The organism is Dorea sp. AM10-31 (assembly GCF_003435815.1).
Classification (GTDB): Bacteria; Bacillota; Clostridia; order Lachnospirales; family Lachnospiraceae; genus Dorea_D; species Dorea_D hominis.
Genome location: NZ_QTUV01000005.1, coordinates 178,390 through 203,807, shown reverse-complemented (window position 1 = coordinate 203,807; position 25,418 = coordinate 178,390). Strand labels below are relative to the sequence as shown.

19 protein-coding genes, 2 pseudogenes and 1 riboswitch are annotated in these 25,418 nt (G+C 38.1%); of the genes and pseudogenes, 12 read left to right on the top strand and 9 right to left on the bottom strand.

The genetic code is table 11. From position 1 onward, the window contains the following. The first annotated feature begins 176 nt into the window (after positions 1-176). Together DW125_RS09620 and DW125_RS09615 are read left to right on the top strand one after the other, a co-directional pair. Positions 177-509, top strand: coding sequence for a winged helix-turn-helix transcriptional regulator (locus DW125_RS09620; RefSeq protein WP_008373705.1), 333 nt, complete (start codon positions 177-179; stop codon positions 507-509). Between the two features lie 91 nt (positions 510-600). Further along, the gene (locus tag DW125_RS09615; protein ID WP_008392833.1) at positions 601-810 is read left to right on the top strand and encodes a DUF6219 family protein; all 210 of its coding nucleotides are present in this window, start codon (positions 601-603) and stop codon (positions 808-810) included. A gap of 63 nt (positions 811-873) precedes the next feature. Here the strand turns inward: DW125_RS09615 and DW125_RS14355 are convergent, their stop codons facing one another. The 3 genes and pseudogenes from DW125_RS14355 to DW125_RS09605 form a co-directional block, all read right to left on the bottom strand. Beyond that, entirely contained in the window at positions 874-1,002 is a 129-nt protein-coding gene (locus DW125_RS14355; RefSeq protein ID WP_278336573.1) for a hypothetical protein, read from the bottom strand. A 54-nt stretch (positions 1,003-1,056) separates the two neighbouring features. Further along, a pseudogene (locus DW125_RS09610) lies at positions 1,057-1,305 on the bottom strand (ATPase); the annotation flags it as partial. Positions 1,306-1,341: 36 nt separating this feature from the next. Then, entirely contained in the window at positions 1,342-3,102 is a 1,761-nt protein-coding gene (locus DW125_RS09605) for a diguanylate cyclase domain-containing protein (RefSeq protein WP_117537988.1), read from the bottom strand. A gap of 225 nt (positions 3,103-3,327) precedes the next feature. On the opposite strand from DW125_RS09605, the pseudogene DW125_RS14350 reads away from it, so the two are divergent. Then, positions 3,328-3,423 (top strand): annotated as a pseudogene (locus DW125_RS14350) (EFR1 family ferrodoxin); the annotation flags it as partial. A gap of 133 nt (positions 3,424-3,556) precedes the next feature. After that, positions 3,557-4,411, top strand: a complete 855-nt coding sequence (locus DW125_RS09595; protein ID WP_117537987.1) for a hypothetical protein — start codon at positions 3,557-3,559, stop codon at positions 4,409-4,411. 380 nt (positions 4,412-4,791) lie between these two features. On the opposite strand, the gene DW125_RS09590 is transcribed toward DW125_RS09595, so the two are convergent. Further along, positions 4,792-5,277, bottom strand: coding sequence for an entericidin EcnA/B family protein (locus tag DW125_RS09590; RefSeq protein WP_117537986.1), 486 nt, complete (start codon positions 5,275-5,277; stop codon positions 4,792-4,794). Between the two features lie 157 nt (positions 5,278-5,434). Between DW125_RS09590 and DW125_RS09585 the strand changes: the two genes are divergently transcribed. From DW125_RS09585 to DW125_RS09565, 4 genes are all read left to right on the top strand, one after another. After that, a complete protein-coding gene (locus DW125_RS09585; RefSeq protein ID WP_044919842.1) occupies positions 5,435-6,109 on the top strand; it encodes a response regulator transcription factor in 675 nt (224 codons plus the stop codon). Next, positions 6,106-7,458, top strand: a complete 1,353-nt coding sequence (locus DW125_RS09580) for a sensor histidine kinase (RefSeq protein ID WP_117537985.1) — start codon at positions 6,106-6,108, stop codon at positions 7,456-7,458. The genes DW125_RS09585 and DW125_RS09580 overlap by 4 nt, the downstream gene beginning before the upstream one ends. Positions 7,459-7,812: 354 nt before the next feature. Beyond that, entirely contained in the window at positions 7,813-9,642 is a 1,830-nt protein-coding gene (locus DW125_RS09570) for an ABC transporter substrate-binding protein (protein ID WP_117537984.1), read from the top strand. A gap of 144 nt (positions 9,643-9,786) precedes the next feature. Next, positions 9,787-11,931 carry an ATP-binding protein gene (locus DW125_RS09565; RefSeq protein ID WP_117537999.1) on the top strand — a complete coding sequence of 715 codons (2,145 nt, stop codon included), beginning with the start codon at positions 9,787-9,789 and terminating at the stop codon, positions 11,929-11,931. A 59-nt stretch (positions 11,932-11,990) separates the two neighbouring features. On the opposite strand, the gene DW125_RS09560 is transcribed toward DW125_RS09565, so the two are convergent. Next, positions 11,991-12,557, bottom strand: a complete 567-nt coding sequence (locus tag DW125_RS09560; RefSeq protein WP_117537983.1) for a flavin reductase family protein — start codon at positions 12,555-12,557, stop codon at positions 11,991-11,993. Between the two features lie 119 nt (positions 12,558-12,676). Between DW125_RS09560 and DW125_RS09555 the strand changes: the two genes are divergently transcribed. Both DW125_RS09555 and DW125_RS09550 read left to right on the top strand, forming a co-directional pair. Continuing rightward, on the top strand, positions 12,677-13,015 hold the full coding sequence (locus DW125_RS09555) for a winged helix-turn-helix transcriptional regulator (protein WP_117537982.1): 339 nt from the start codon (positions 12,677-12,679) through the stop codon (positions 13,013-13,015). 405 nt (positions 13,016-13,420) lie between these two features. Further along, positions 13,421-15,439, top strand: a complete 2,019-nt coding sequence (locus DW125_RS09550; protein WP_117537981.1) for an ATP-binding protein — start codon at positions 13,421-13,423, stop codon at positions 15,437-15,439. A gap of 41 nt (positions 15,440-15,480) precedes the next feature. Continuing rightward, positions 15,481-15,556: riboswitch (cyclic di-GMP riboswitch) on the top strand. Between the two features lie 95 nt (positions 15,557-15,651). Here the strand turns inward: DW125_RS09550 and DW125_RS09545 are convergent. Further along, positions 15,652-16,008, bottom strand: a complete 357-nt coding sequence (locus DW125_RS09545; protein ID WP_117537980.1) for a VOC family protein — start codon at positions 16,006-16,008, stop codon at positions 15,652-15,654. Continuing rightward, positions 16,005-16,691 carry an MBL fold metallo-hydrolase gene (locus DW125_RS09540; protein ID WP_117537979.1) on the bottom strand — a complete coding sequence of 229 codons (687 nt, stop codon included), beginning with the start codon at positions 16,689-16,691 and terminating at the stop codon, positions 16,005-16,007. Before DW125_RS09540 ends, DW125_RS09545 begins: the two co-directional genes overlap by 4 nt. Positions 16,692-17,424: 733 nt before the next feature. On the opposite strand from DW125_RS09540, the gene DW125_RS09535 reads away from it, so the two are divergent. After that, positions 17,425-19,122 carry a carbon starvation CstA family protein gene (locus tag DW125_RS09535; protein ID WP_117537978.1) on the top strand — a complete coding sequence of 566 codons (1,698 nt, stop codon included), beginning with the start codon at positions 17,425-17,427 and terminating at the stop codon, positions 19,120-19,122. 167 nt (positions 19,123-19,289) lie between these two features. Here the strand turns inward: DW125_RS09535 and DW125_RS09530 are convergent, their stop codons facing one another. After that, positions 19,290-19,580: a hypothetical protein gene (locus DW125_RS09530; RefSeq protein ID WP_117537977.1), complete on the bottom strand. Its 291-nt coding sequence runs from the start codon at positions 19,578-19,580 to the stop codon at positions 19,290-19,292. 216 nt (positions 19,581-19,796) lie between these two features. Between DW125_RS09530 and DW125_RS14265 the strand changes: the two genes are divergently transcribed. Then, positions 19,797-23,366 (top strand): bacterial Ig-like domain-containing protein, encoded by a 3,570-nt coding sequence (locus tag DW125_RS14265; RefSeq protein WP_242992950.1) that lies wholly within the window; start codon positions 19,797-19,799, stop codon positions 23,364-23,366. Positions 23,367-23,480: 114 nt separating this feature from the next. Here the strand turns inward: DW125_RS14265 and DW125_RS09520 are convergent, their stop codons facing one another. Further along, positions 23,481-25,229, bottom strand: a complete 1,749-nt coding sequence (locus tag DW125_RS09520) for a helix-turn-helix domain-containing protein (protein ID WP_117537976.1) — start codon at positions 25,227-25,229, stop codon at positions 23,481-23,483. Positions 25,230-25,418: the final 189 nt, after the last annotated feature.

Genomic DNA, 25,418 nt, shown 5'->3' with positions numbered 1-25,418 from the left:
GAAACTAACTGCCACGTCCTACTTTTGAATTAATGTGTTTTGCTCATCTCTAAATTTGTAGTTTCTGGTTGCTTGGTATTAGTATAGTGTGAGACACATACAAAAACAAGTACGCACCTTTTTGTAACTGTACACTCAAAAATGAATGTGTTACAATAGACTCGGAGGTGGGAATTATGCGAGCAAAAGAAGAATTACCGGAATGCCCAGTTGCAACAGCAGTATCTCTTATCGGAGGAAAATGGAAACTGCTGATTTTGCGTAACTTAAAAGAGCGTCCATGGAGATTCAATGAGCTACAACGAAGTATAGATGGTATTTCACAAAAGGTTTTGACAGATAGTTTAAGACAAATGATGAGTGATGGGCTGGCATATCGCCACGATTACCATGAGCAGCCACCGAGAGTTGAATACGGCTTAACGGAACTCGGAACAAAAATGCTTCCAATTGTTAATTCACTTGCTGACTTTGGTAACTACTATAAATCAATTATTGAACAGAATTAAGAACGTTAGTATTTGAAAAGCTTGAACAATTCTAGTTTGTATATATCTTTTAAAAGGTATATGATTAACAAAAATGGCAGGAGGTATCTGAATGAAATCACATAAATATTGGTCTATCGGTGCACTGATTACAATGCTTGGAACTTTTTATACAGGTTATAAGGGATCAAAAGAAGGTCATAAGTACTTTGCAGCAAGTTCTTTGCTTTGCATGATTATGGCTATTTATACAGGACACAAGATGATTTCTGGTAAAAGTAGGAAGAAAAAAGAAGTTTCAGTAGAGAGTGTTGAAGATTAAAAAACAAAATATTTTAATAAATAACGCCGGTGCGGGATTTTTGATATCCAGTACTAGCGTTATTTATTCTACAGGGGCTGGGGGTGTCAGTTCGCATTTCTTGTCAAAAGACATCGGATCACAGTTCAGTACATCCATATAAAACTCTTTTCGAAGGATGCTTCGTCTGAATTCATCTGCAATCTCCGTCATAATAAAAATATCTCCATCATTTCAAAAGAGAATGCTGGAGATATTTCGCCTTGCTTATTCTTGTAGTAACCAATCGGCTATATCGTGAATTACGATTCCTTCATAGCTATATTGGGGATGTTTGGTTCTAGCAATAATCATTTTCGGATAAGCATTTCGAATCTGAAGCCGAGGAAAGCATTTTCTCTCAAATGTTTACTGCCCGGAAATGTTGTCGCTGATCTGAATATAAAACTTCTCGTTGCTTCTCTGAGCAACAAAGTCGATTTCCTTTTGATAGAGCTTGCCGACATAAACATTATATGAAAATAGATCATACGCTCTGTTTTTTGCAATATTTTATCTTGCGAATTTATCATTGTAACGAATATGCATATCTTCCCAATCCATGAACAATACATAAAATACTTTCCCGTATTGCGGGCTCTCTACAATTCTTCCCTGATCAAGAACAGAAAAATAAGTTCCGTCAGCTTTTCTAAGATGAAAGTGAATATAGTCATTTTCATTGCCGTTGTCAATCTGTTCCCAGATACTTGATTCTATCTGTTGCTGTTCATCTTCACGAATCAAGTTGCGAAAACTTTTCTCAGTAAGTCTGAACAGTTCATCTATATCTTTATATCCGGACATATGAAGAAATTCATCATTTGCAAAAAATAGTTCATCATCTTCTTTGTCAGCTCTGTATATGATGAATGCACCTGGAAGATGTTCAGAGATATCCTTGAATGTGAATCCAAGTTGTTTGCGGGCACCTGACCGAAATCCTTCTCTGTAGACCATACATCCATTTTTTCCACGAAGCTTTATTTCATAAAGAGCGGCATCTGCGCAGCGCATGAGTTGTGAACGATTGGATGCAAATGTTGGATATTCTGCATATCCTAGAGAAATATAAAATGCATGTTCCTTACCATGGTATGAGAATGATTTAGGAAGTTTGGTGAATTTCTGCAGCTGTATATCTGCTTCTGCAAAAGTACAATTTGGTAAAAGAATGCAGAATTCGTCACCACCATTTCTTCCAAGTAATGCATCGGATGGGAAAAAAGTCTTCATGCTGTCTGCAAGATTCTTTAGTGCCCTGTCTCCGTAATTATGTCCATAGATATCATTAATAAACTTGAAATCATCGATATCAAGGAGCGCAGCCACAAAATGTGCTTTTGGATTTTTTTGAATCATTTTTTCTGCAAATTCATCAAATCCATAGCGGTTATAAATATTTGTAAGAGAATCTGTGCGCGCCAGTATCTGAAACTTTTTCTTATGTTCATTTTCTACTAACCATATTCTGGTAAGAACTGACAGGAGAAGGCTTATTGTAAGAAACATTCCGATGATGATTATCAGTAGAGTGGCATTTCTCCATCCACTTTTAGGGCTTACTTCAAATTTCCAGTTTTCATCTCCTATTGTAAATGTATAAGAAACAGGATGATTTGTTTGCCCATCTGATTGATAAACCACTTTATAAGTATCACTCCATGGAGCGACTGTTTTTGAAATTTTATATTCGTATCCAAAATTTGAAAGTGCACTGATTGAATCTGAAAAAATATCCGGAACACGCAGGATAACAATAGTAAATCCCCAGAAATACTCATGTCCGTTTTTATCTTTCAGGTATACGGGATTGCGGACTGCAATTCCATATCCTCTCTGTTTTAATTTGAAGGGGCCCTGCGTAATGATTGTATGGTTGTCTCTTGCGTAACAGGAAATTTTTCCGCGGTCTTTATCATGGATCAAATCAATCTTACCTGTCTCATTTCCATTAGCCGGATAAATATCTGTAACAACACCATTAGGAGCGAGCTGTACACTTTCAATAGAATCAGACATAAGATTTCCTGCAATTGTTTCAAACTGATGGATTTCGCCATCTTCACTTATTAAGATTTGCTTCAAGGTATCTGTGATCTCAATTCCATTTGTAATTTCATTCTTTATTCGTTCGCCATAGGTGGCTACGTTTAATTGTGCTGTTATGTGTCTCTGCTCTTTTTCGTGGGTGTCTGTTTTGTATACAATCAAACTAACAAGGCATATGCCCAGTAAAAAAGTGATAAGAGGCACAAGTGTTTTTTTTTTCACTTGGTTCACCTCGTTTTGTCTATGGGAATTTTTACAATAAAGCATTATAGCACAGAAATCGAAAAACAGAATAGGTTTTATGAAAAAATGAAAGCTTACAGGTGCGAAGCGAATCTGGTTTGTGATGGATTGTGGCAGTGAAATCGGAGATGCAGCAAAATATAATCGCAGGCTTGCCGAGAAAAAGAAATGGCAGTATATGGGAACAGCGCAGATTGTGATGCCTGTACACATTGTATGGCATGCATCTGCTATTGCCCGGCGGAAGCTATCGAATATGGAAAGAAGAGCGTTGGAAAACCACGCTATCATCTGGATTGATAAATGTAAAGAAATATTAAGAATATTATTCTATATTTTTAATAATTGTTTGCTATAATAATTTCGTAAATGAAGAGCATATCTTTATATTAGAACAGTGTTTTTGTGTAGTGCAATAGAAGGAGAAATCATCATGAAAAATACTTATTTCAAATCAGTAAAAGTAGCTTTGTCCTGTGCCCTTGTGGCATCTATGTGTCTGGCATTTCCGACGATGACGAAGGCGGCATCTGTAAGAAATGTGCCGGTCAAAAAGGAAATATCGGCGGATGTTACCGGCGATGGTAAGATGGATAAGATACTCGTAAAAACAATCATAGGAAAAGATGATTGTGTAAGTCGAGTGAAAATCACAGTAAATAATAAGCTGGCATATTCTAAGAGTTATGCAAATCAGGGCATCAACTCTGTGAATGCGAAGTATGCCAGAATGACAAATAAAAATGAATTCGTCCAGCTGATGGCAATCGGTGATAATGACTGTATCAATGTCAACAAAATTTACAGATATGATAATAAATCCAAAAAGTTTGTATGTGTAAGTAAATTAGATGATACAGCATGCGAGATCGTATCTGCAAAGAAAAACAGCCTGACGCTCAAACATGCAGATCAGCCGGCTGAAACAGGTTGGCTCAATTGGACGATGGATTATCGAGTAAGCAACAACAAGCTTGTATTAGCAGATACAACAACATCTACTGTAAAAAGTATAATCGGCAATGACCGCAACGATTACTACAGTAAATTATTTAAGAAAAACACTTTTGTAACTGCAAAAAAAGTAAACCTCTATAACGGTAGTAAAGTCGCATGTAAAGTTCCGGCAGGAAAGAAAGTAGTTTTGAAAAAGCTTACACTCTCTAACGGAAAGATTTATCTTGAGTTCAAGTATGGAAAGAAGGCTGGCTGGATAAGTGTAAATAACGAAAATTATAATTACAGATCACCTTATTTCAAATCCGTTTCCAATCGATTAGTTGGATAGAGCCGGTGACAGAGTAATTGAAAAAGAGTATAATGAGTCCTATAAAATTGCAATTGGGAAATGAAAAATGATCAATTTCCAGCTAACATTTGGGTTCCACTCTGTTGTTACCCCTTATTCGGGGATGTAAATCAGAAAAAGGTGGGAAAAGAAACAATCTCTCCCAACTGTTGCTGATCTATGACAGAATAATGCTCGAATCTTATTATATCTGATGTCTATTAACAGTTTACTAAAAAAGAGCATGTGGAGAAAATCCATATGCTCTTTTCTGTACTAAATTTCAGAAAAATACAAAATTTTCAAAAAATAATTATCTACCTCCTACCCGATTTTAGAAATTAAGAAAGTTCTGCCACATTCTTGTAGCCCAGACGGAATTAATCATCAATGCCGTATTTGTTTTCCAGCGCTTCTTCTGCTAATTCCAGTTCATCTTCCAGTTTTTCAATCGCGCGTTCTCTCGCTTTGTATGTCTCGAAGCTAATCTCTTTCATCTGGTAAGCATGCTCAAATTCATCATCAAGTTTATCCAGTTCATCATCGACTGCGTCTATCTGTTTTTTCAAAGTGTAGAAATGTTTGTGATTCTCAGATGCATTTGAAGATGTTTTTGCGTTGTTTACTTTCTTTGTTATTTTACGGATATCGTTTTCATAAGAAGAGAAATCATAATCCTTTTCGTTCACATTCTCTACTGTGTTTTCTGTGTTACTGATGTTATCATCATCGTCATCTGTATTTGATGTTACAACTTCCTGTGTCTTAATTTCCATATCTTCTGCAGCTTCATTATTGGATGAGGTGCATCCTGTAAAAGCAAATATTAATGTGAGGGATAATAAAACTACTAATAATTTTTTCATAACATATTCTCCTTTCGGCTCTTGGGTGTTTTGTTTTTGCTGTTATATGTATCATATAGGGGGAAGATTAAAAAAAGATTAAAACAAATAGTAATTTCAGAAAATGAAAAAAAGGGCTCTAGCACCAGAAAACGATTGGTATTATAATAATTACATTATGAGATTACTGATTGTAGAAGACGAAAATGATTTAAGAAACATTGTCAAAAAAAGGCTTGTCAAGGAACATTACAGTGTAGATGCCTGTGGGGATGGTCTGGAAGCGATGGATTATATCGATATGACTTCCTACGATGGTATTATTCTTGATATCATGTTGCCGGGAAAGGACGGATATGAAATCTTAAGAGAATTAAGGCGGCGAGAAGATGATACACCGGTTCTGTTACTGACAGCAAAAGACAGCATTGAAGATCGCGTCAAAGGACTGGATCTTGGTGCCGATGATTACCTGATCAAACCATTTGCATTTGAAGAACTGCTTGCAAGAATCCGTGTCATGATGCGTAGAAAGCCACAATTTACATCCAATCAACTAAAAATAGCAGATCTTATTCTGGATCGTGACACAAGAAAGGTTACAAGAGCCGGGAACGAGATTGATCTTTCTGCAAAAGAATTTATGGTTTTGGAATGTCTTATGCGCAACAAAAATATCGTAATGACAAGACAGCAGATTGAGCAGAATGCGTGGGACTTTGATTTTGAAGGTGGTTCCAATGTGATCGACGTATACATTCGCTATTTGCGAAAAAAAATCGATGCACAATATGAACAAAAACTCATCCACACTGTTCGCGGTGTCGGATATGTAATGAGGGAAAACGAATGAAACAGCTGACGATCAAGAAAAAAATTACGCTATGGTACACCGGAATCATTGCCGTAGTTCTTGGGACTATTTTAGTTTTCGTCCTTCTTTTTGTGGATAGGGTTGGAATTTCTGCGACAGAAGAAGAAATCAGTGCCGCAGTGACCGGTTTCTCTTCAAATATTAATTTTCAGGATGATTCCTTTTATCTTGACGGCGATACCGAATTTTACGATGACGGTATTATGTTTTGTATTTATGACAAAAACGGACGATTACTTTATGGAACGATTCCAACCCAATTTCCAGAAGAAATTATCCTCAAGTCGAATACACCGCGAATGATAACCGGATCAAATCGAAAATGGATGATATATGACAGCATTTACACTTACGGTGATGATGACGAAATATGGGTACGAGGAATTACCTCTGTACATTCTATAGAACTTTTCATGCAGACATCCGAGAAAATGCTGTTGATTGTATTTCCATTACTTATTATTCTGATCGGGGTCATCGGATATTTTATGATCAAACGGGCATTGAGACAGGTGGATCTTATCTGCGATGAAGTTGAAAACATCGGCAATGGAAAAGATCTTTCCAAACGATTGTCTCTGCCAAAAGCAAAAGATGAATTATACGAATTGTCGGAGAAATTTAACGGAATGTTCGAGCGATTGGAACTTTCATTTGAGAAGGAGCGTCAATTCACATCAGACGTATCCCATGAACTGCGGACTCCCGTTGCTGTTATCATTTCCCAGTGTGAGTACTTATTGGAAAATGAAAACTTATCTGCGGAAGATAAGGAAGAGATTGCAGTCATCTTAAAGCAGGCAAAACGAATGTCAAAGCTGACAAACGAAATGTTAATGATCGCCAGAAACGAACAGGGCGAGCAGCATCTGATGGAAAAACTGGATTTTGGATTATTAAGCGAATTCGTAATAGAAGAACTGCAGACAAAAGCACAGGAAAAAAATATTGAGATCACCCTGCAAAAGCAGGATGACTTATTTATGAACGGCGACCAGACATTGATTTTGCGTATGATGATAAATTTAATAACAAACGCCATCAATTACGGAAAAATAAATGGACATATCCATGTTATCCTGAAGGTCGAAAATGACCAGATTGTCGGTGAAGTGAAAGATGATGGTATTGGAATAAGTGAGGAACACCTGGACAGAATCTGGGAGCGTTTCTATCGTATAGACAAAAGCCGTTCCAGAGAAAATGGCGGTACCGGACTCGGCCTTTCTATGGTGCGTTGGATTGTAAATCTCCACAATGGAACCATTCATGTTGAAAGTATCGAAGGTATCGGAACGAGTTTTATTTTCCGATTTCCGAAAATATAAGGAGCTATCGCTGTATAGTCATCATGAAGTCATGTTCTTCTATATCCGTAAATTTTATGTCTTTTAAAGTGTGGAGTAATTGTTCTGTGGTATAAGTCCCTTTCAAGGAGCGGTCTTGCTCTTATTTGTACCCCTCTATATAACGAAACGCTCAGAGGCTGTTTTACAGTGGGGGAAAAGAAAAAATAAAAATTTTTTTTACATTAACGTGAAAAATATAGACGTGAAAAAATAGAATGCTATAATTAGAAGAATTGAGACAAAGCAGATGAAAATCTGTGACACAAAGCTAAAGGGCTTGTAAAACGAAAATATTGAAATGTGTTTTAATCGAAAGAATAAGGAAGTTGACGTATGCAAAAAACAAAATGTTATCTGGCCGCATTGGTGTCAGGTGTACTTTTAGTAACTGGTATTTTGGCTGGATGTGGACAATCTAAAAAAGACGATCACCTTACCGTGTATCTGTGGGAAAATCGTTTAATGAAAAATATTGCTCCTTATATCCATGAGCAGTTTCCGGATCAGGATATTGAATTTATTATTGGAAATAATGACACTGATTTATATAGCTATTTTAAAGAGCAGGGTGAGTTGCCGGACATCATGACAGTACGTCGATTCTCTGGAACGGATGCGCAGGATTTACAGCCATATCTTATGGATTTTGCTTCTTATGATGTGGTTTCTAAGTACTATTCCTATGCAGTGGAATATTATAAGAATACAGATGATGAAATTCAGTGGTTGCCAATCTGTGCACTTCCGCAGACGATTATTGCCAACAAGACACTGTTTGATCAGTATGGAATCAAAGTTCCGGAAAATTATGAAGAATACGTACAGGTTTGCCAGCAATTTTATGATAAGGGTATAAAACCTTACTCGATGGACCTTGCAGAAGACTGGTCAAATCAAGAAATAATTCAGGCGGCAGCGATTGGTGAATTTACAAGTTTGGATGGTATTGACTGGCGAAACAAAGCCGAAACTTCAGCTGGTGAAATAAAATTTGACGACGTACTATGGAAAAGAATTTTTTCGGAAACAAGTCAGTTCCTTAAAGATTCGCATTTTAGTGAAGAGGATATTAATGTTAATAGTAATACAGGAACTCAGATGTTTGTTGAAGGAAAATCAGCAATGTTTCATGGACAGCCTACAGATATGCAAAAATTACAAGATCAGATGGATGCGGAACTAATTCGTATTCCTTATTTTTCACAGACTTCAGATAGTTCTTTTGTGTATATGTTCCCATCCTTAAATATTGCATTCAATAAAGAATTGGAAAAAAACCAGGAAAAACTGGATACAGCATTAGATGTGCTGGATTGTATGAACTCGGAACAGGGACAAAAACTGATTGCAGATGGAAGTGGTGTGATTTCGTTTAACACAGATGTTCCATCAATGATGCAGAATGTACCAGGCTTGGAAGAAGAAATTAAGGATACTTCTATTTATATCCGATATTCTGCTCAAAAATCATTCGATGCCAGTCTTGAAGCTGTTCACGGATTATTATCAGGAAAAATGGATGAAATGCAGGCTTATAATGCTTTTCGTAGTGCAATGAATAGTAAAGATTCAAAAGAAAAAAGTACAGTGAATTTTGAAAACGAGTATTCCATTTCATTGAATGATAAGAGCGGTCGAGATGCAGCATCATCTATTTTAACTACAATCAGAGAAGAAAATGACGCACAGTTGGCTCTGACACCATATTATTATTATACTTCTTCTATTTACAAAGGAGAATGCACCAGCAGCCGGGTCGGTCTGATGACAGCGAAGAATTCAGATACCCCATTATATCTTGTAAAGCTCAACGGTGAGCAGGTTTATGAACTCGTTAAAAAATATCTTACAGAGGCTGATGAGAATTTTTATGTAACCACAAAATACGAATTGCCGATTGCATCTGGTATGAAAATAATTGTCAAAAACGAAGAAAACGGATTCTCATTAAAGGATATAACAATAAATGATAAAAAAATAGACACAGAAAAAGAATATTCCATTCTTCTTACGGATACGACAAAATCTATTTTGAAAAAAATTAATCCAAAATGTGCTATTGAGCAAATAGAGGATACAACATTATCTAGTGCATGGATTGCGGCCATGTCAAATGGGCAGCAACCGTCAGCACCAGAAGACTATATAGAGGTTGAAAAATAAAGTGCAAATAGAACAAGAGATAATTAAGAGAAAAAAATAATAATGCCATTGTTTGTCATAATTTTCATTCTTTTAAGTTTTGTTTTTGTAAAGTTTCTGTTGAATAGGATGAATACATATATTGAGGTAAATGGAGAAATCAGTATGGAAGCTGTTGTCGAACAGATTCAACAGACCTATGATATGCAAGTGAGTGGATACTATAGACAGTTACATTTAGTTGAGAGCTATCTGCATAAAGAGAAGAAAATATCCCTTGAAACGGATAATAACCGAAACTTTTTTAAGGCATGGGAAAAAGAATCTGAGAGTACACTTTTATTTCTACAGGAAAATGGAAAAGCTATAACCTCAGATGGAACAAAACTGAAAGTTGATATGCCTAGTAAGCTTTTGCTGGATTTGAGAAACGGATTTAATATTGGAAAATTGGTCGCTTTTGAATTTGAACAAGTGAAAAAAGACGGTTATTTGGTAGCAATTCCATGTCAGGAATATACGATTAATGGGGAAACTTATACAGCGATTGGAACAGTGTATGATCATTCGAAATTAGACTCCATGTTAGATCTTGGAGGATATGATGGAAGTGCATATCTCTTCATGTTGGATGATGATGGAAATATTACTTATACGAACCAGAAGGATGACATTTTTTTTCGAAATTATTCATTACTGAAACATTTGAAAAGTGATTATGCTATAACAGAAAAAGAGTTTGATTCTCTGAATAAAAAGATTGCGGGGAGAAAAAAGGGAGTAGAACTTTTGGGGAAAGATGAGCCTTATTATTTGGGATATTGTCCGATAGAAAGCAACAATACGATGTTGATTTGTATTGTAAAAAAAGCGACAGTAGATAATGTGTTGAAAGAATACCAGAAAATGATTGGGTTTACTACAATGCTCATGACAGGATTTATAATCTTGCTTTTTGCTGGATTATTCTACAGTATTTCCAGATTCAGTATTGCAAATCAAAAAGTTAAATTTGAAAAAAGAAACAATGAGCTTCAGGCAATGGCTATAAGCGAAATGGAAGAAGTTAATAAAAATCTGAAAAAGGCTAAGAACATTGCTACTGAGGCTCTACAGACCGCTGAAAATGCAAATAAGGCAAAAACAGATTTTTTATCCAATATGTCGCATGATATTCGCACACCTATGAACGCAATCATTGGTATTATATCATTAATCAGACATAATGCCGGTGACAAAGAAAAAGTTATAGAGTATACAGATAAAATAGCTATTTCTTCTCAGCATCTATTAGGAATTATTAATGATGTTTTGGATATGAGCAAGATTGAAGCTGGAAAAACAGTTTTCAAATATTCTGATTTTTCTATTCTGGATTTTATAGAAGAACTCAATACAATATTTCATTCACAGGCAAACGAAAAAAATCAGAGTTTTATAATCATAAAAGAAAACCTTAAACATGAGTGGGTAAATGGCGACAAGGTTCATCTGATGCAGATTTTCAGTAATCTGTTGTCTAATGCAATAAAGTACACACAGGAAGGTGGAGTAATCCAGTTTATAGCAGAAGAAAGTGAGACAAACTCTTCTACATATGGAAAATATCATTTTATAGTCAGTGACAATGGTATGGGAATGTCTGCTGATTTTAAAGAAACTATCTTTGACGCGTTTATTCGTGCAGAAAGTTCCGTAACAAACAAAATACAGGGAACTGGTCTGGGAATGGCAATCACTAAAAATCTGGTTGAATCGATGGGGGGAACGATTGAGGTTGAAAGCGAACCGAATCGCGGAAGTAGTTTTAAAGTAATCTTAAATCTAAAAATTGTGGAGAACAGAGTAGTTTCTTCGACAGAACAGATAGAAATGCATGAGACAGATAGTGATATTCTGGATGGAATGCGCTTCCTTTGTGCAGAGGATAATGAGTTGAATGCAGAAATCCTAATGGAATTATTAAAGCTTGAAGGTGCAGAGTGTACTATTTGTGAAAATGGCAAAAGGATTTTGGAAGCATTTGAACAGTCCGTGCCCGGTGAGTATGATATGATCTTGATGGATGTACAAATGCCTGTTATGAATGGTTATGAGGCAACGAAGGCAATCCGTAGAAGTTCACATGAACAGGCAAAGACGATCCCGATTATTGCTATGACTGCCAATGCATTTTCAGAGGATATGCAGCACACTCTCGCTGCTGGAATGAATGCTCATATTTCAAAACCAGTTGATATGAAGTTGTTGAAGAAAACCATAAGAAATATAAAACTTGGGGGGGACGAAGCCCAATTTATTGATCAATAATCACTAAAGAGAAATAAGAAGGAGCCTTTGCTTATGCGAAAGCTCCTTTTCTGCACACCTTACTTTTTCAGCTTTAAGCCATCTCGAAATGCTTCGCCCACACGCTCGGTGACTTTATAATAGCCGTGGGTGTAGGGGTCAAATGCGATGGCGTTGACCTTAGACATATCAATTTTCCCATCCACCATAACGCTCTCATCGGCAGTGACATTGACCACCTTGCCGATGACGCCGCATCCGTATTCATTATTCTGATACTCGATGAACCTGCACTCCAGGCAGAGAGGAAATTCGTTGATGACAGGGGCATCTACTTTTTCTGCTTTGCTGGCGGTCAGACCGCTGCGGGCAAATTTATCGGCAACTTTATTGCCGGACTCTACGCCGAAATAGTCTGCTTCCACTATGTGGGCTGCATCGGCAACGCTGATGGTGAATGCTCCCCGAGTCTTGATGTTCTGTACGGTCTTGTGTGTCTCGGTGAGGTTCAGAACAACGGAATCCCGCTCCTGCATGGTACCCCATGCGGCATTCATGACATTGACGCTGCCGTCCTCGTTGTAAGTTGCAACCATCAGAACCGGCATGGGAAAAATGCCTTCGGTAATTTTCAGTTTTGTTCTCATGATAACTCCTCCTTGTGATCATATTGACAGGACTGTTCCTCCTGCTTATAATTATATCCATGCATATTATAAATTCAAGTACTGGCAATTATGATAGGTACTATCTTAGGAGAAAGTAAATGATACAGAACTATATTGAGAACGCCAATTTCGAGGACACTGGCTTTGCCTACACGTTGTCGCTGATCTCCGGCAAGCACAAGATGGTCATTCTTTACTGCCTGATGGAGTTTGAAACCGTGCGGTTCAATGAACTGAAACGGTATCTGAAAACCATTTCCGACAAGACCCTCAGCATGAATCTCAAGGAACTGGAAGCAGATAGACTGATCGTCCGTACCGAGTATCCGCAGATCCCACCGAAGGTGGAGTACTCCTTGTCTGAGCGTGGAAAGTCGCTGATGAAGGTGCTGGATCAGCTCTGTGTCTGGGGCGAGGAGAATCGACTGACAGAGTAATAACTTTAAGTTTATGAAATCATAGAGTGTATGGATTCAAATTCCATATGCTCTTTTTCTTTGTTAGGGTCTTGCCCTAACAACAATCACAATACATAAAATCCATTTCTTTTATCTTCGCAAAGATAATATTATTAAAAAGTTAAAATATATAGCAAGTACATTTAATGCACAGTCAGATCCGGGTGTAGCCACCAAATATATTATTATTTCTTCTTGGGGAAATTGTCATGAACATATGTCATGAAAAATGATGGCGGAATAATATGTCGCTGTGATATAATAAAGTAAGCAATTTGACATGTATATTCAGACTTTTTTGGAAGAGAATGAAACGTGGATAAATTTTAAAAATAAAACAGAAAACTTAAAGCCTTTTCAGTCTTTTAAGAGAGAGGGAAGCGTATGAATGATTTCAAAAAACTTACAGAGCAACTTTTGAAAATATATATTAATGCCGAATCAATAAATGATTTTGGTATAGAGAATTATTTTGATGAAAATATTAGTCTGATTGGAACCGGGAAACATGAGTTGTTTACGAATCTACATGAGTTTTTAGAATCATTTAAAGTTGGTATAAAACGAAGAAGTAAAATCAGAATCGAAATACAAAATTTACATCAGGAAGAAGAACGGCTTGATGATGACCATGTTCTTGCACATGGAACAGTAGATTTTATTGGTCTGTTTAAAGATGGTTCGATCTGTTTTAAAATGGAGACAAGATTTACGATTATCTACAAGTGGACGAATGGAAAATGGCTGGTTCAGCATCTGCATCAGTCAACACCGGATTTGGAGCAGATGGACGGCGAAGAGTTCCCTCTTACATTGGGAAAGCAGGTGAAAAAAAACCGGCAGGCCTTTCATGCATTAGGCACTGCCTATTATCAAATCTCAAGGCTGAACTTAAAAACGAAAAAGATCGAACTTGTCAAAAGATCCCGAAAAACAGATTTGGATATAAAAGATAATATCGCAGATTGGAAGCCTCAGTTCAAGATTATAGAAGATATTATAGCAGAGCCATTTGTGCAGAAGTATATAGATTTTTTTGATATACAAACCATGGCGGCACGTCTTCATAATAAAGAATCTATGTCTTCTGAATTCAAAAAGAAGAATGGATCATGGTTTCTTTCCATGGTTGTTCCGCAGAGTTATGATAAAAATGGAAATGTTACATCCGTGCTGATTGCGAATCGAGATGTGACAGATGAAAAAATGCGGGAATTAAAGCAAGAGGAAGAATTGCGGGAAGCTAAATTAAAAGCAGAATGTGCAAATAAAGCAAAATCATCATTTCTGTATAATATGTCTCATGACATCAGGACTCCTATGAATGCGATCATTGGCTATGCAGATCTCGCATCCAGACATTTGAAAGAAACAGATAAGCTTGGCAGATATCTTGAAGAAATCCAAATATGCGGAAAAGAACTTTTGTCGATGCTAGGTAATGTTTTGGACATTGCAAGAATTGAAAATAACAAGGTCGAAATGGAATACACTGTTTCGAATGTCCATGAATGCTTTGAAAATTGTGTCATTATGTTCCAACAACAGGCAGAAAGTAAAAACCAGACGATCTCTCTGGCAGAACAAATCATGTATCCGTATGTATATATGGATGCACCGCACCTGTCAGAAGTCTGTCTTAATATTATAAGCAATGCAATAAAGTATACAAATACAGGAGGTACGATATCCTGTAATGTTATACAGAAATCTTGCGAAAGAGAAGATTGGTGCAATATGATCGTTACTATTACCGATAATGGAATTGGTATGTCTGAGGAATTTCAAAAGCGTATTTTTGAAATTTTTGAAAGAGAACGTAACACTACATCCAGTCATATTGAGGGCAGCGGCATCGGAATGTGCATTACGAAAAAGCTTGTTGAACTCATGGATGGAACTATAGAAGTGAAAAGCAAGCAAGGTAAAGGTTCCACATTTACAGTAACTATTCCATGCAGGAAAGCATCAAAAGAAGACTCTATAGTGAAGAAAAATAGTAATCTGAACAATAAGAATTGCTTGAATGGTGTTCGAATCTTATTAGTCGAAGATAATAAGATCAACACGGAGATTGCAACAGAACTATTGAAGGAAGAAGGCTGTATTGTTGAGACCGCAAATGATGGTGTTGCATGCGTTGACATGATTGAAAAAGCGGATGCCGGTTATTACAAGATGATCCTTATGGATATTCAGATGCCGGTTATGAACGGATATGATGCCACATTAGCAATCCGAAAGATGAAGGATACGAAAAAAGCCAGGATTCCGATTATTGCGATGACTGCCAATGCCTTTGCAGAAGATACACAAAAGGTTCTTTCTGTTGGAATGAATGCTCATGTTGCAAAGCCTGTTGATATGAACATTCTTGTGCCAACAATGATGAAATATTTATAATAGACAGAATTGATGAAAAAAATACAATATAATACAAATAAAAGATTCGTTGGCAAATCAGTCGAAAGGCTGAGACGTAAAGCTATAGGGTCTGTAAAATGACAGCCAGTTGCAACGTTTAAGATGCACTGCCTGAAAAGGCAGTGCATTTTTCCTTTAGAGTTGTGCCGTGAAATAACTTGTTAATTATGTCGACACCCCCTTCGTTTTGTTTAAGGCAGGATTTCAAGCCAGTACCCGTCCGGATCTTCAATGAAATAGATGCCCATTTCCGGGTTTTCAAAGCAAATGCAGCCCATTTCTTCATGCTTCTTGTGAGCTGCTTTATAATCATCTGCTTTAAATGCCAGATGAAATTCACATTCGCCAAGATCATATGCCTGCGGGTGTTCCTTAAGCCAGGTCAGTTCTAGTTCAAAATCACTGGAATCATTGCTTAAATATGCAATGATAAAATCGTCTGTAGTTTTTCTTCTTACTTCATGTAAGTCAAGTGCATCATTGTAAAATTTGATGGATCTGTCCAGGTCGGACACATTGTAGTTTTCGTGAATCATCTTAAAGCTCATAGTTCTTCTCCTTTTGCTAATTCTGTATTTCTGATTCGTGATGGGTATTGTGGATATTCGGTAATGAATTTGGTGATTATATCCGGCTTATTCCAATAATGCATTGGAAAAACATTTTTGCAGTCTATATTATCCAGAAAATAAATCATTCCGTCTGCATAGTGGCTCTCCTGCCTTGGATCAAGAGGGACGAAAGCAACATCAAAATGATCGCCCTTGATCTTGTTAATTTCAGCACGATACATAGAGGTCATCTGGCGGTTGTCTTCATCAGGCTCACCCTCCCAATACCAGTCATTCAGGTCACCGGCATGGTAGATCGTGCCATCGTCTGTTTTGACGATAAATGCGACACCACTGTCGTTAGAAAGCAGTGTATGGATGCGCGTACCGTTGTCAAGAATATATTCCTGATCATGATGAGCAGTTGTGATCTTCACTCCTGCCGGGTACTTCTTTTTGCTGATATCCTTCGCTAAAACTGCCTGATAAGTCATTTCCATATCATTCAGAATCTTAAAAATCTTTGGATTGAAATGATCCGGATGAAAATGACTGCAAAAGACGATAACCTCTTTACTCTTATCAAGTTTTGGAAGCTCACCTTTATAGTAGTCAAAAATGTAGTAGCAGTTCGCAGTTTCAACCAAAAATCCACTGTGGTTAATGTAAGTTATTTGCATAATATCACCTGTTATTATACTTTTTCATATTCTGTAAACTCCAGGTCGGAGCAGTAGAATATGTATATTATAGTTTACGCTTTATTATACCTTTTTATATTATGTAAGGCAAATCCTAATATAAAGGCTATATTATTAGATATTATTGATTGCAATAATGCAAACGCATGTTGTAAATGGAACAGAAAAGTATATTTTTAGCGGAAATTTTATAAATATGCATAAAAAATAATCGGAAAAATCAATAAAGTTGTTGAAATATAATCTTGAAATTCAAAACAAAAAAGTGTAAAACATTATGTATAAAAAATAAATTGATAAAAACATATGTATAAGAAATGCGATGAAAGGGATACGTCACAAAACATCCGGAATTCAGAGAGTCGTTGGTTGGTGTGAAACGACAGAAAGACTTTTGAGATATCACCCAGGAGCATCCCGCTGAACAGACGGAATCAGGAAGAGCATAAAAAGTAGGCAGGGACGTAATCTTCACGTTACAGAAGAAACTGTTTAAAGAAAATTTTATTCAGAAGTTGAACAGACAGATTATAATAAAGAATCTGCATAAAATATTTTGGGTAGACAGTAACAAGTGATTGTAATTAGCAATAATTACAATAATACAAAGTGGTACCACGGAAAGTTCCGCCTTTGTTGTCCGGAAGGACAGCAAAGGCGTTTTTTTATATAGATTACTAATAAATAATAAAAAGAAAAGAGGAATTACTTTATGAGTGGAATATTGATGATGGTAATTGCCATTGTTGTACTCGGAGGAGCATATCTTCTGTATGGCCGTTATCTTCAAAACAAATGGGGCATTGATCCGAATGCCAAAACTCCGGCATATGAGATGGAAGACGGAGTTGATTATGTACCTGCTGACACAAACGTAGTATTTGGACATCAGTTTGCATCAATCGCAGGTGCAGGTCCGATCAACGGACCAATCCAGGCAGCCATTTTCGGATGGCTTCCGGTTCTGCTTTGGATCCTGGTCGGTGGTGTATTCTTCGGCGCTGTTCAGGATTTTGCATCTATGTATGCATCTGTTAAGAACAAAGGACGTACAATCGGTTACATTATTGAAGAGTATATTGGAAAATTAGGAAAGAAATTATTCCTGTTATTCTGCTGGCTGTTCTGTATTCTGGTCGTAGCAGCATTTGCAGATGTTGTAGCCGGAACATTTAACGGATTCAATGCAGATGAAGCCGGAAAGATTACAAAAGTAGTTGCAAACGGAGCTGTAGCAACAACTTCTATGTTATTTATCATTGAAGCTGTCGGACTTGGAATGTTCCTGAAATATACAAAATTCAACAAATGGGTAAACACAGCAGTAGCAATTGTATTATTAGTATTAGCAGTAGCACTTGGACTTCATTTCCCGGTATACTTAAGCCTTGGAGTATGGCATGTCATCATTTTTGCATATATCCTGGTTGCCAGTGTGGCGCCGGTATGGGCATTGCTTCAGCCGCGAGATTATCTGAACAGTTATCTGTTGATCTTCATGATCGTTGGAGCAGTTATTGGTGTATTTGTATCAAATCCATCCTGCAACCTGAAAGCATTTACAAGCTTTAATGTTGACGGACAGTATATGTTCCCAATCTTATTCGTAACAATCGCATGTGGTGCAGTTTCCGGATTCCATTCACTGGTATCTTCCGGTACTGCTTCTAAACAGATCAAGAATGAGAAAAACATGCTTCCTGTATCTTTCGGAGCAATGTTAATGGAGAGTATGCTTGCAGTTATAGCACTGATCGCAGTTGCTTCTTTTGCAAAAGGTGAAGCAGCAGCACAGGGATTGACAACACAGCCACAGATTTTTGCGGGAGCAATCGCAAACTTCCTGTCAGTGGTTGGTTTACCACATAGCCTTGTATTTACACTTATCAACCTTGCAGTATCTGCATTTGCACTGACATCACTTGACTCTGTAGCCAGAGTAGGACGTCTTTCTTTCCAGGAATTCTTCCTTGATGACGATGTAGATCAGGACAACATGAGTCCGTTCTTAAAAGTAGTAACAAATAAATATTTTGCAACCATCATTACTTTAGTACTTGCTTATCTACTTACAAAAGTCGGATATGCAGAGATCTGGCCACTGTTTGGTTCAGCAAACCAGTTATTATCTGTACTTGCACTGGTAGCCTGCGCTGTATTCTTAAAGAAAACAAAACGTCAGGGATTCATGCTCTGGGGACCAATGGTATTCATGATGGCAGTTACATTTACAGCACTTAGCATGACAATCGTTAAATTAAGCAAAGCATTCATGACAACCGGACTGGATGTTGGAAATACTTTACAGCTTATCTTTGCGGTATTACTGCTGATTCTTGGTGTGCTTGTAGCTATTCAGGGAGTGAAGAAATTGCTTGAAAAAACGGACGATAAGAAAGCGACAGCTTAGAGTTTGAGCATAGAGATTGAATGAAATTAAGGAAAGTATGTACTTTCCGGTAAAAAAATAAAAAATAAAAAGGCGAGGCATGACTCTTAAGAATCGTGCCTTGCCTTTTCTCTTATTTCTTCATTTTTTCGCTTGCTATGGAAACGAAAAGTTCTTTATTCTCTGATTTACCCGAAATTCTTCTTCCATAATTCGTCTAATTTATCCAGAGCATCGGATAATTGTGTCTGTTGTTCGCTGTTCAGTCCGTTGATCACCATATCTTCTTCCAATCCCCAGCTGTCGAGGTCATCTGCTATCTGTCCGGCGCGTGCGCCACAGCGGATCAGCTTCCGGACAAGAGTTTCTTTCGTTGCTGTCTCAGCAATTCCGTGAAGAGCGCGTCCCCTTGCACAGCTTAATGCATTGATCGGACAGGCGTTCTCACAGCCTGTGCAATGTTCTTCTGTAGTTGCCATTCTATTTCCCTCGTTTCTTAAAAATCATGTTTATATTTTAACGTATAATATAAAACTTGTAAATTATATATCCACAGCATCTCTGTGTTACATATCTTTGTATTGTGGTGTTATAAGTTGAGAAATTTTCAATGATGATTGATCGTATAAGTGAAAGGATTTTCCTTTTTCTGCCTTTATATAAGTATCAGATTTGATACGCAAAGGAGGTAGTTTATGAGGAAACGAGCGTGGAAGAGGATTATAAGCACGCTGCTGATCGTGTGTATGCTGGCGGGCGTAGCGCCGGTGACGCAGATGCAGCAGGTGGAAGCATTTGACATCTTAGGAATTGTTGAGAGAATGGGCTGCGTTGTCCGCGGCGGAATGAATGCATATGAGACAGCGAAAAAAGAAGACTGGGATGCAGGAAAAGCATTTTTCGGTACGTTTAAAAATATCGGAAAAGAGATATTAGGAATTGGCGGTAATGAATCGCCGGGAAGTACGGTTATTGTAAATCAAGTGGATTTAAGCGAGGTACAATCCGAACTTGCCAGTATCCAGAGTTCTCTTGATAAGCAGAGCATTTCCCTGAATAAGCTGGAAAGCGATATGCAGAAGAATACGGAGGAAATCAAAGGTCAGATTGAAGCTCTTGGTAAAAAGATTGATCAGACAGATCAGAAACGAAGTTATGAGGACTATCTGAATGACTATTTTAAATTTTATAATAAGTTTCTGGAAGCAACCGCACGCTGTGAAACTACGCTGAAATCAGCTTATACGGAAGACCCATCACAGGGAGAAAAGAAAGATGAAATTATAAAAAATGCGTATGACAGAGTGTATGAACTGAAAGGTATCGAATATACCGGTGATTATTATTCGTTGATGAACAACATGGGAAAATATATCCAGGGAAAATATGAGAAGACGAATCCGGGATCAGTCATTGATATCTTATGTGCATATTATAAGCTGGCAGGCTACAGCGACAGCCAGATTGCGGATGCGATCAAACAGTTTGTAGCGCAGACGTATTATAGCTATTGTCTGGCAAATTACTATTATATGGCACTGATCTTATATCAGAATACTTATATCAGACAAAATAATCTGGGCAGCTATCAGGTAGGGCAGGATATCCTGTTGTCAAAGTCCGAGATCAAGAATAATTTAAAGACGGTACTGGAAACGAATGTAACAACGACAGCCCGGATGTTCTATGATCTGAATAAACATTTCTGTTCGGTGGAAAATCAGAAAGTGTTATATCAGGGAGATGGTGGTACAACGAACCGTACGTTGAAGGACAGCCAGATGGATGTGGAACCGGGCTCTTCCGCTTCTCTGCCGGAGTCAGAACAGATCCTGGATGCGTATTTTGGAAGCAAGTACAGCAAGATATTCGGAAATGTATGTAAATACAGTTATGAAACATCTGACAATCAGGTTCAGGTGGACGGTAATAAACTTACATTTAATGAGAATCTGGCAGAAGGCAAAGAGATTAAAGTGGATATGTACTGTACTGTTTCAGATCAGAAGATCAAACTGCACACGTATACATTTACCATTAAAGCGGGGAAATTATCCGGTGGATATGGAACCGTGGAGTATCCGTATGTGATTAAAACGCTTGATGACTATGATAAATTTTCAAGGGGCGAAGAATTCTCGAATGCAATAATATCACTGGAAGCAGACCTGGATTTTTCAACGACATTATTTAATCCGGTATCTCGTGAGTTTACTGGACAGTTTTTTGGAAACGGACATAAATTTTCGAATATTGATATAACAGGTATATCCTTTTATGGAATGTTTACCAATCTTTCCGGTGCAGTGCAGGATCTGATTATCGAAAATGAAAATCTGAATCCCCAAGGTGTAAGTGGCGGTATTTACAGAATAGGAGTTATCGCAGGTAAAGTAAACAAAAGTGGAAGAATTGAAAGGTGTGAAGTTGTAGACAGTAAGATTATATTTACACCGGGAAATAGCGGAAAAGTATATGCCGGTGGTATTGCCGGCATGGTGAATGGTGGCAGTATAACCGGATGTATTACAAGAAATGTAGCTATGAATATAGGATCTCCAAATGGAAGTGTCAAAGGTAACGTTGGTGGACTTGTTGGATATATGGATAACAGCGGAACACTTACCTATAGTGGACGAGAGGGAGGCGAGATTGTAAACTGGTGTACGGATACGGAATCGCCGGGAAGCTATACAGGAGGACTGATCGGAAGTGCATACAGTAAGTCTAAAATGAATAATTGCTGGAGCTTCCGGAAAACAGAGAAGACTTCAGATTATGCATACAACAGATTGTTTGGCACATTCGTAGGAATGAGTTCGGGTCTGACAGCGGATAATTGCATTGTTTATTCTGGAACAGATGCGGATGAATCCAATTATACGGGAAATACATCTGCAAAGGTAGAGCAGGGAAATGCACCACAGGTTCGTAAAGAAGAGAATTTTAATTGTGATAAAATTGGTTACGGAGGCGCAGGTTATCTGACGAACGACAGCAGTACAGGCAATCCACTTCGTCTGAAACCACTGGAGCTGATCCTGAACACGGACAGTGTGAAAAAGGATTATTATTACGGTGAAAAGCTGAGACTGAACGGTTTAACAGTAACTTTAAAACGAGGCAGTACTTCTATTATGGCAGTCGGCTTATATGATGTGGATACGACATTTTCTTCGGACAAAACCGGCACACATACAGTAAAAATATCGGTAGGTAACTTAAGCAGCAGCTTCCAGGTTACCGTAGCAAAAAAGCCACACCATTTTCAGCAGTCTGTGAAAGCTGCAACCTGTACAGAGAATGGAGTTACCTCTTATAAATGTACAGACGCAGGCTGTAACGAAACGCTGAAGGAACAGACCAAACCGGCGCTTGGACACGATATGGAACATTATGAAGGTGATCCGGCGACCTGTCAGAGTGAAGGAAAGAAAGAATACTGGAAATGTAAGCGCGAAGGCTGCAAAAAGCTCTTCCTTGACGAAGAGGGAAAAGAGAATGTCACACAGGAACAGCTCGTAATACCGAAGAGTGATGAACATGCATGGAGTGACTGGGAGTTTATCGGTGAGGGTAAACATAAACGTCACTGTACTACGGAAAGATGTACGGCGGTAGAAGAAGATAACTGCACCACAGATGCACCGAAGGAAAAAGTAATTAAGGCAACGACTTCCAAAGACGGAAAAGTTGAAAAGCAGTGTTCGGTTTGTGGAAATGTATTTTCTTCTGAAGTCCTTCCAAAAGCATCCGGTATCAAGATCGCTGCAACATCTTATACCTACAACGGCAAAGTGAAAACACCATCCGTAACAGTAAAGAACAGCAAAGGCAAGACACTTGCAAAAACAGATTATTCCATAGCTTATGCGAAGGGACGCAAGAATGTCGGAAGTTATACCGTTACGATCACACTGAAGAATAATTACAGCGGAACAGCGAAGAAGACATTTAAGATCGTTCCGAAGACAACAAGCATTTCCAAACTGACAGCAGGTAAGAAGAAGCTGACTGTGAAGTGGAAAAAACAGGCGACACAGACGACCGGATATCAGTTGCAGTACGGAACATCGTCTAAGTTCAAGGGTGCAAAGACCGCGACGATCACGAAGAATAAAACAGTGAGCAAAGCGATTTCCAAGTTAAAAGCAAAGAAGAAATATTACGTAAGAATCCGCACTTATAAGACTGTGAAAGTGAATGGAAAATCTGTGAAACTTTATTCCGCATGGAGTAAAGCAAAATCGGGGCTTACAAAATAAATAAGAAATAAAATGTGGAAAATCCTTTTATTTACCTGCGGGTAAGTAAAAGGATTTTCCTTTTGACTGGGGAAAACGGTTGTAACTGGCAATTGTTAAAAAATCAAATCACAATCAGTAAGGGGCTGTCTCTTCTTCTGTCACAGGAATGATCATATTTTCAAAAGCGTTTACCATCTTCGGATGCTGGATGAGAAAATGGATCGAAGGAGCTTTCTCTTTAGATACCATGACATATTTCCCGCGAAGAATACAGATCTGAATGTTGCGGAAGGCAGGCGAGGAATTTGGCTTTACGTGGTACAGAGGATGTTTTTCGTGGTATTCTTGCAGCAGATGTAGATGAGTCTGATATTCTTCCCATGTATAAAAGACATCTTTTTCCAGAAACATACCGGAAAGAGATAAAGTCATCGGATATTTTGCAAATTCCTCTTCTGTCAGGAGTGGTATTTCTTCTGTAACCGGGCTGTGAGCCAGGAGCTCTTCTGAAAAATCTCTGGAAGATCGTACATAATCTATGATCTGAGCCTGTTCGTCCGGTGTTAACTGGTTGTGAGCCAGAATCTGTTCCAGAAGCCCATCTGTCATTGTGTAAAGTGACAGAGAAGAGAGAATATAATGCCGCTCTCCGTGCGTATGTGCGTTCTGCAGACGGAAATTCTGGAAGTCCTGAGCCTGTTCCAGACGGTAGATCTTCATAAGCGGAGATGCCTTGGAGAGAAGTCTGTCCGCGCGTTTGCGGTAATGTGCAACTTCTTCTTTGTTTTTTGTAAGGTAATAGCGCCCTTCGCTGTGATAGCCACAGATTGCTTCGCCGGAGAGCGCAGCAGTGCCGGAGACTTTTAAAAAATGAGAAAATATATTTCCGGGCGATCCTTTCAGGTAATAAGGAGAAATCTGTCCGGTCATATACATTGGAATCCAGCTCTCCAGACCAAGCATCATATCTTCAAAGGAACGGTCAAGGTTATGGATCTGGTTGAGATGCAGTCCTTTTTTTAACATCATTGCCATACCGAACATCCATTTTTTTGGAAATTCCGGATCTTTTGCCATCTCGCCCATAGGCATATCGCTGTACATGGCAACGGGTTCCACAGATTTTGAAAGCACGGTTGCTTTTAAGAAAGCGAGTTCGCTGTCCATCATTTCTTTTAATCCGTAATAACTCCGGGAAGTCGGAAACTGGAAAGGTGCAGTCGGAACCTTCATCTCATCAAAATGAATGGCACGGATATATTCGTTGAGATCAAACTGTTCCAGTTTTTTCAGAAAATCTGCCATATAATTCTTCGAAGGCTGCGTCTGATCGGTCAGCCAGTGAAAAAGAGAAGTTCTGTAAATGTCTGGATCTTTAAACGCATCTGCATCACATCCGATCAGAGCGGCTATCTGCGACTTCTGTGAGACATCCTGATATTTATGCGTAACAAAGTCGGTGATTTTTGTTGCAAATTCTTGTGGATCTGCCGGTTTACGCTGTCCATTCCGAATGCGTGAAATGTAGGAAGCATCATAATTCAGCGCACGGGAAAGTTCGGATACATTCAACGAGAGTGTATTTAACAAATAGTTAAAATTTGTCTGCAACCGGTGGATATCTACAAATGTATTCTCAGAAAATATGGATAACGTTTCGGAAATGGCAGACTCTGTAAGAGAAGAGATGCATTTTTCCTGTGCAAGTCCGGAAAGACCAGCAATCAGTTTGTTATAATTTTCTGAGTCCCATTGCGGAAGCCGGTCACCGGAACGATAGCGGCTGATCGTAGCAGCAGAAAGTCCGCTTGCCTGCGCCAACTCTTTGGAAGTACAGCCTAACTGTTCTATGTATTCGTTTAATTTTTCTTTAAAATCCATATGCGATTCCTCCGATAAATTGATAATTATATTGCTGTTTTCCGAGAAATACAGCTCCTGATATTGTAGTTATTTTCAGTATACAATAGATAATCTTATTTACAACAGAATAGTTTCCAAATTGGCATTGCCAGAAAGGAAATACAGTAGATAGAAAAAATCCGGCTTGATATAATGAAAACAGGAAAA

Coding starts and splice junctions, on each gene's coding strand:
- DW125_RS09560 (WP_117537983.1), bottom strand. CDS start 12,557: ATGAGAACAAAACTGAAAATTACCGAAGGCATTTTTCCCATGCCGGTT.
- DW125_RS09615 (WP_008392833.1), top strand. CDS start 601: ATGAAATCACATAAATATTGGTCTATCGGTGCACTGATTACAATGCTT.
- DW125_RS09540 (WP_117537979.1), bottom strand. CDS start 16,691: ATGCAAATAACTTACATTAACCACAGTGGATTTTTGGTTGAAACTGCG.
- DW125_RS09530 (WP_117537977.1), bottom strand. CDS start 19,580: ATGGCAACTACAGAAGAACATTGCACAGGCTGTGAGAACGCCTGTCCG.
- DW125_RS09555 (WP_117537982.1), top strand. CDS start 12,677: ATGATACAGAACTATATTGAGAACGCCAATTTCGAGGACACTGGCTTT.
- DW125_RS09570 (WP_117537984.1), top strand. CDS start 7,813: ATGCAAAAAACAAAATGTTATCTGGCCGCATTGGTGTCAGGTGTACTT.
- DW125_RS14355 (WP_278336573.1), bottom strand. CDS start 1,002: ATGACGGAGATTGCAGATGAATTCAGACGAAGCATCCTTCGAAAAGAG.
- DW125_RS09595 (WP_117537987.1), top strand. CDS start 3,557: ATGAAAAATACTTATTTCAAATCAGTAAAAGTAGCTTTGTCCTGTGCC.
- DW125_RS09535 (WP_117537978.1), top strand. CDS start 17,425: ATGAGTGGAATATTGATGATGGTAATTGCCATTGTTGTACTCGGAGGA.
- DW125_RS09550 (WP_117537981.1), top strand. CDS start 13,421: ATGAATGATTTCAAAAAACTTACAGAGCAACTTTTGAAAATATATATT.
- DW125_RS09580 (WP_117537985.1), top strand. CDS start 6,106: ATGAAACAGCTGACGATCAAGAAAAAAATTACGCTATGGTACACCGGA.
- DW125_RS09590 (WP_117537986.1), bottom strand. CDS start 5,277: ATGAAAAAATTATTAGTAGTTTTATTATCCCTCACATTAATATTTGCT.
- DW125_RS09620 (WP_008373705.1), top strand. CDS start 177: ATGCGAGCAAAAGAAGAATTACCGGAATGCCCAGTTGCAACAGCAGTA.
- DW125_RS09545 (WP_117537980.1), bottom strand. CDS start 16,008: ATGAGCTTTAAGATGATTCACGAAAACTACAATGTGTCCGACCTGGAC.
- DW125_RS14265 (WP_242992950.1), top strand. CDS start 19,797: ATGAGGAAACGAGCGTGGAAGAGGATTATAAGCACGCTGCTGATCGTG.
- DW125_RS09565 (WP_117537999.1), top strand. CDS start 9,787: ATGGAAGCTGTTGTCGAACAGATTCAACAGACCTATGATATGCAAGTG.
- DW125_RS09585 (WP_044919842.1), top strand. CDS start 5,435: ATGAGATTACTGATTGTAGAAGACGAAAATGATTTAAGAAACATTGTC.
- DW125_RS09520 (WP_117537976.1), bottom strand. CDS start 25,229: ATGGATTTTAAAGAAAAATTAAACGAATACATAGAACAGTTAGGCTGT.